This is a genomic window from Streptosporangium vulgare (genome assembly GCF_042428775.1).
Lineage (GTDB): Bacteria > Actinomycetota > Actinomycetes > Streptosporangiales > Streptosporangiaceae > Streptosporangium > Streptosporangium vulgare.
In genome coordinates this window covers 1-826 of sequence record NZ_JBHMBS010000128.1, presented here as the reverse complement: position 1 = coordinate 826, position 826 = coordinate 1, and the positions used below count along the sequence as shown (strand labels likewise).

Below are 826 nucleotides of genomic sequence, written 5' to 3'. Positions count from 1 at the left end.
GCCACCGCCTGGGCGGTCGGGTAGTCGAAGACGAGGGTGGCGGGCAGTCGCAGCCCGGAGACCGCCATCAGCTTGTTGCGCAGCTCGACCGCGGTCAGGGAGTCGAAACCCAGCTCCTGGAAGGCCCGATCCGCCTGGACCGCCGTCGCCGAGGCGTGCCCCAGCACCGTCGCCACTTCCTGACGGACCACCTCCAGCACGACCTCACGACGCCGCGCCTCATCCACCCCGGCCAGCCGCTGCACCAGCGCCGACCCACCCGCACGCACCGCACGCCGCACCGGGCCACGCACCAGACCGCGCAGCAACGCCGGCAATCTCTCGTCGCGGGTCCGCAGCGCCGCCGCGTCCACCCGCAACGGCACCAGCGTCGCCGCACCCGAGACCAGGCCCGCGTCGAACGACGCCAGTCCTTCGTCCACCGAGAGTGCCGGCAGGCCCTGCCTGCGCATCCGCTCCCGGTCGGCCTCGGTCAGCCAGCCGCTCAACCCGGTGTCGGCATCCCACAACCCGTAAGCCAACGACGTCGCCACCAAACCAGCCGAACGCCGATGCGCCGCCAACGCGTCCAGGAACACATTCGCCGCCGCGTAACTGCCCTGCCCGGCCGCCAGCACCAAACCACCGGCCGAGGAGAACAACACGAACGCCGACAGATCCAGATCCCGAGTCAGCTCATGCAGATGCCACGCCGCATCCGCCTTCGCCCCCAAAACCCCCTCGAACCGCTCCACGGTGAGCGAACCGATCAACCCGTTGTCAGCCACCCCGGCCGCATGCACCACACCCCTGAGCGGATACTCCACAGGAACGGCCGCGATCAGCT

General features: G+C 70.5%; 1 protein-coding gene. It reads right to left on the bottom strand.

Annotated features, from left to right (window positions below; genetic code table 11):
• A partial coding sequence (locus ACFFRH_RS44300; protein WP_386164210.1) for a beta-ketoacyl reductase occupies positions 1-826 on the bottom strand: 826 nt, incomplete at both ends.